Source organism: Psychrobacter sp. PSi21, assembly GCF_054960615.1.
This window is the reverse complement of the sequence record NZ_JBHNYR010000012.1, coordinates 99,398-105,581: the sequence shown is the minus strand read 5'-3', so window position 1 is coordinate 105,581 and position 6,184 is coordinate 99,398. Positions and strand designations below refer to the sequence as shown.

6 protein-coding genes are annotated in these 6,184 nt (G+C 33.5%); all 6 read left to right on the top strand.

The window, feature by feature from the left end:
* Nucleotides 1–472, top strand: a 472-nt coding sequence (locus ACFI32_RS09810; protein WP_462626405.1) for a hypothetical protein, incomplete at its 5' end; no start/stop codon positions are given.
* A gap of 38 nt (nt 473–510) precedes the next feature.
* Entirely contained in the window at nt 511–1,086 is a 576-nt protein-coding gene (locus ACFI32_RS09805) for a hypothetical protein (RefSeq protein ID WP_462626404.1), read from the top strand.
* A gap of 10 nt (nt 1,087–1,096) precedes the next feature.
* On the top strand, nt 1,097–3,484 hold the full coding sequence (locus ACFI32_RS09800; protein ID WP_462626403.1) for a hypothetical protein: 2,388 nt from the start codon (nt 1,097–1,099) through the stop codon (nt 3,482–3,484).
* Complete coding sequence (locus ACFI32_RS09795) at nt 3,481–4,164, top strand: hypothetical protein (RefSeq protein ID WP_462626402.1); 684 nt, start codon at nt 3,481–3,483, stop codon at nt 4,162–4,164. The genes ACFI32_RS09800 and ACFI32_RS09795 overlap by 4 nt, the downstream gene beginning before the upstream one ends.
* Before the next feature lie 143 nt (nt 4,165–4,307).
* Nucleotides 4,308–4,574 (top strand): hypothetical protein, encoded by a 267-nt coding sequence (locus ACFI32_RS09790; RefSeq protein WP_462626401.1) that lies wholly within the window; start codon nt 4,308–4,310, stop codon nt 4,572–4,574.
* A gap of 131 nt (nt 4,575–4,705) precedes the next feature.
* On the top strand, nt 4,706–6,070 hold the full coding sequence (locus tag ACFI32_RS09785; RefSeq protein ID WP_462626400.1) for a GW dipeptide domain-containing protein: 1,365 nt from the start codon (nt 4,706–4,708) through the stop codon (nt 6,068–6,070).
* Nucleotides 6,071–6,184 lie beyond the last annotated feature (114 nt).

Genomic DNA, 6,184 nt, shown 5'->3' with positions numbered 1-6,184 from the left:
AAAGCGCATTAAGCTACAAACCTCAGGCGGTGCATCAATCACAATCGATGACAGTGGCGTGAAGCTGGTCTGCCCAGGAACGATTAAGATCAAGGCGGTGAAGAAAGACATGGTTGCGGGGATGAAAGTGAATGCACCGATGGTATCACTACCAACGTCTGGGTTATTTAGTAAAGCATTTGACCTTAAAAAGCTCATACCACAAGAGCTGATAGATCAAGGTATGAAATATAAAATTATTAATCATAGTCAAGGTACAGAGATTGAAGGAACGCTTGATCAAAATGGTCAGACTTTAAGAGTATTTAGTGATAGTTCAGAAAGTATCGAAATGCGATTCGAGCAAGGATTTTACTTTTTAGATGAATATAAAAAAATATATAATGAAGAAGATATCATTGAATCACCTAGTGCCTTCAAAGGAAGTAAAATTAAAAATGACTACTATAATGATGATGACTTTTGCTGCTAAACAAAAATATCTTATTTTAAACATAATTAGGCACAACCATGCACAAAACTTTAAAAATATCTATACTTTTATTTTTACTATTTCCAAAAATAGTTTTTTCACAAGATGAAGTTGGATTTTCATTAGTGAAAAAATGCTCAAAAGAAATTTGCTCTATATTTAGAGTTGTTAACAACAACAACAAAAATATTATCACATCTGGTAAATATAGAATTAGTGATGTAGTTAAAATAAATGATGAGATATATTACTTCCATATATCTTGCGGCAACCCTTGTGGGTATGGACATTACGTTACACGTAATAATTTATTTATAACAGAAGACAATGAGATTTTATTTGATGAAAAAAGAAAATGCGTAGTTTATGCAGAATCAGATACAATGAAAATATTTTATAGAGTTATAGACGAAAACATCAGTAAAGAGGTTTATGATTTCCATAAGGTGGATAAATATAATAATAGTGATTACTATAATGAGTTGTTAGACATGAAGCCCTTACATGAAATATTTAAAGAAGATGCATTTATTGATAATAGAAACAACTTGCATATTTATGCCTTTGGATATAATTCCAATTTAATAAATATTAATATAAAAAATATTTGCTAGGGAGAGGTATGTGAACTATAGCGAAGAGTTTAAAGTTTTTGTTTCTACAATATACGGAGAAGCTGGGAATAGTAGTAAACGGAGCTGGGAGGTAATTGCACATTCTATAAGAAATCGAATTGGTTTTGGCAACTGGACAGGTTATAGTACTATTTATGCTATTGTAACTGAAACAGGGTTTGATGCTTATACTCATAATACTAATCCTTACCGAAACGCAATGAAAAAAATCAATAACAATGACTTCAGTTCAGATAATACTGGTAGAATAGTTAAAGAAATTATTGACACTGTCTTACCAATATATGAAGGTAGAGTTAAAGATGATACTAATGGTGTTGTATTCTATTGGAGCCCGAAAGCACAAAGACAATTGCATAGAAATAAACCTAGGCTTTACACTACAGAAACACCAAGCTGGGTTGAAGATAATAAAAAAGAAATAGTTTCAATTTCAGGAACTGAAAATGATGATTTTCAGTGGCTAAGGTTCAAACGTTCAAAAATGTTTATTACTATTTATGATGGTCAAGGACTACCACTAAGCGATATAAATGTTGATATAAGATTTGCTGATGGTAAACGCGTTCCTGTATTGTCTAACCTGAAGACTAACAAAGAAGGTCAGCTGCCCGTATTTTTTGCTAGAATAGAAATGGGTGCAAGGTTTGTCGTTAACGGCAAATACTTAAAAGACAAAAAAGGTAAGAATATAAGAATACTACCAAATAATAAAGATATTATAGCAACTATAATTGTCGACACAGACAATGGCTTTAAGTCCACATTAGCCAAGCATGAGAAGTTGCTAAATAATTCAAGTAGAAGCAATGATACTGTCACGAGTGTTAGTGTCTCTATGGTTTCACCAAAGAATGATGAAATTATTAGAGATAGTGTACCTATGGATGAAGTTACCTTTAACATAAAGCTAGTAGAAGCAGATACTGGTAAGTCATTACCAGATACAGTTTATTATCTCGAATACAAAAATAATGTCAAATCACACAGAACTGACAACTCAGGTATTGATTCAGATATCAAGGCAAATATCTGCCAATCTATTGGCGTCTACCTTGACGATGACGGTGGCAAGAAACAGTCTATTTACAGCATGGCATTTCCAGTAACAGGTGACTTAAACGGACAGACCAAAGTACTCAAAGTGCCAGTTGTTACCTTCAGTGTTAAATTTATTGATAATAACCATAAACCTATATCTAATTACCAGTTTAAAACTCTATATCGTGGTAAACAATCTGCTATAAAAAGAGCAAATAGCCAAGGTGTTAGCACTATTAAAGCGCTTGCCGGCCAAAAACTCACCCTTATCGATGGACAAGGTAGAGCAAAAACAACCGCCATCGTTACCTACGGCTCCAAACAATGGACTATAATCATAGGTACAAATATCAACGAAAAAAATATAAGCGATGCCTTAGATACTTTAAGTCAAGAAGCATCGAGTACTCCAGAAATAAGCAAACCAAATGACACATCGCAACCTCAAACAGAGCAGGAGCCTGTTATAAAAATAGAAAAGCCGAAAATCACAGAAGTTGAAAAAGACATAGAGAAAGGACCGACGCTTGAGGCTGCCTTAGATGAAGCTAGAATTACTATAAAGTTCGTTGATGAAAAAACTAATAAACCTTTATCAGGACTTTCATATATTACTCAGTCTACTAAATATGGTAAGAATACTTCTGTGACAGGAAAGGATGGTACTAGAGGTAGAACACATGATTCGCTAGTAGGTGTTGATATAACAGTATTGGTGTATGAAGACAGTAAGGAAGTTGAGAAAGATGTTATTACAGCAAGTGCTGATCGAAATGATATTCCCTATGTTTATAAGGCAAAGAAGCCTAAAACACCAAGTTCAAAGGTATTATTTAATAATGTGGATAGGCAAAGCATTGTAAGTCAGAAATCTAAATTAGTTATAGCTGAATTAGCAGAGCAGTGCGGAATGTCAAATATATATATAACTAGTACCTTAAGGACACCTGAAGAACAAGCGAGAGCCATGTGGGGAAAGAGAAGCTTATATGGGCAAGTAGGTAAAGCAGTGCATGATGTAGGTAGTCGTTATAATAAATATGGTGAAGCACGGAGGACTAAAGAAATGGCAAAGGCCATTAGGTCATATTTAGCTCAAGGTAAACGTACTTCAAATCATTGCGTAACCTTTGAAATATATGCAAAACTTAATGTGGTTGATCTAGGAAATAACAGTAATGGTTTTGTCTATTACAAAAATAAGAAAAAATATCTAACAACACTAGGTAAAAAATTTAAAGTAGCCTGTGATGAAGCCAAAAAATCAGGTAAGATTAAGAAATATATATCTGGAGACGGCGCTGAAGGTGCATTTCACTTGGAGATACCACAATGAACATTAGACTTATTAAATATATTTTCATATCTTTTTTGATATCAGCATGCTCAAATTACGATAAAGACAATAGCACAAAAAAAAATAACGATATAAATGATAGTAAAGTATCTAATATTTTAAATAATAAAAATATTGAGGATGGTATTTATTATATTTATAAAAGCTGTAAATATGAGTCGGAATCATCTAAGCCAAAATGTAACCAAGATGAAGTGGAAATGTGGAGTCCATTAGAGATCAATGATGACTATGTTATTAGACTTAATACTTCTTTCGATGATTTTTATTTAATAAAAAACGGTGAAAGCCAAGAGGTGTATTTTTATAGTAATTTCATAGAGAATCCTATTTCTGGCTGGTTTAAAGCTAAATTGAATCAAAACAGCAGTGGTTTTGTACTTTCAAGAGATAGTTACTTTCAAAATTTCGGCTATAAAAATGATGGTAGCTTCGATGAACTTCCTTTCTACCCTTACGAAAATATGGACTATATCCCGATAAGCGATAAAAAAAAATCGTATAAAGTCGACGAAAGTGAATCAATTAATTTTATGAGTTATGAGGATGAATACTATATTGATTGTGAGGATTATGAGAAAACCAACAGTAATATCGGTGGGGAGTTATCTGTAAGCTGTTATGAAAAGGATGCATTGTGGTTAAAGAAAGTTAAATGAATTGATAATTTATTTGGTATTTAAAATGACTTTTGTTACTGTTCATTAAATTACTAAAAAATATATTTTCAATCACGCATACATTATTGTTCGTAACACTGGTGTGTAGTTTACAGCCACGACACTATAGCAAACCATTGCCTATGCCCCTCTATCCAAGCCAACAATTATTTGTCAGTCACAGCTACAAAGCATTCACCCAAACCCGTACTGGAGAAGTCAGCATCTCAGCCTCATCAAGCCCAAGCTGCGCCTCAAGCGTTACCGATGACATCCTACAACAAATCCCAACCACCCCCGTCTACACCGGCATCAGCCCGCATGATGATGGCAGCACTCCGCCCCTACGTACCCTACAACTGTCATCAGGCAGTAGTCATGGCTGGCAGTTTGCCCCGCATCAGGGTTAAGCTATAGATGCAACCCAAGGTTTTATTTTCATAATAAGACTTATGACGAGATGTCTGAAGAAGGAAATATTACAACAGAATATAGCAAAAACTAGGCATACTTAATGTATATTAAATACAAGGGTTCTACAGTGAAAATCATAGTCACTCTTTTTTTCATTTTTTTATTAGTATCATGCACAAATAACTACAGTGATACTAATAAAAACAATGACGTCATCAATAAAAAGAATATTATAAATAAAAATACAATTATAACGAATATTGAAAACAACTCTCTATTAGAATATAACCGCAACCCGCTTATTTTTAATAGAACAAATTCATTAACCACCTATGATGATCATCAGAAAAAAATTGACATTAAATATGATAGTACTGCCATCTCTATCAGATTATTTGGTGGTGATGAGTCTGATTTAACCTTAATGATGAATGGCAGCGTTGTCAGCAAAGGGCTTGATAGTAATTTTAATTATACTTATGGAGTAGATTTACAAAGTGCATTAAAGAGAGTTGGTGTTTTTACTAATGATACTGATAGGCAAATTTTGATATTACCTGCGACAACAGAAGAATACCTGACATACAACGCCATTCTGTTTGATGACAGTGGATTTTTACACACTTACATGTTTGAAATAGCTGAATGGCATTGTGGGGATATTGAATCGATAACTGCAAACATCAAAGGCAATGCTAACGCCATTAAAGTTATAGATAATACAGTTAAGAGTTGTAGCACTCGTACCTATCTGATTGATGAGGAGTACATAAAGGAAGAGCCTAAATTATTTTCTTCTACAGATATCGAAGAAAAGTATGAGGAAAATGCACATAAGATCTTCACTTTTGATGTCAATACAGATGGTATTGATGATAAAATCATCACACATATTAATAAAGAAAATTCAAGCGGAAGTGGTTATCAAGGAGATGACTTAGTTGTATACTTAGGAGTTTCTAATAATAAATATAGGCTCAATTTAAATAGTACTAACTACACTGAAGATGGTTTATTTTACTTCAGGAATATTTCTCCACGAATTGATAGTACAGGATTTATTTTATCAACATATTTTGGTAGCCGAGGTTATCCATATAAAGACTATTATTTTGTATTAGATAATGACGAATGGGGGATTGTAAAAGTAATAGTGAAAGGCTATATAGATAATAATGCATTTTACTGTGAACATCTCATAAATCATGATGTATCTAATCTGGCCGCTGACCCAGAGAATTTAGAAATTCACAAATCTGAAACCAATATTCTCAGTCAGTGCCCTCCACCTCCTACCAAGTACGTTGTTGAAACGGAGCAAGCTGAAATTCTTAACGAAAAATTTCAATCAGGATTTAAACCAAATTACTATATCAGAGGTGATTTGATTGAAGCTGTTAACCAAAATGAAGACTGGATACAAGTTTCTTATAAAAATGGTACTAAATTTGGTTGGATAGATAAAAATAATCTAAGGCCTATTAAAGATTAATTTGTGGGTATTGAGCCTGATAGTGACAGCGTCTCCTACCAGTACCAAGCCATGATCCAAAACTGGCTAGAGCAGCAGCTCCTATCAGACAATGTGCCAAGCCATGCTTATGTG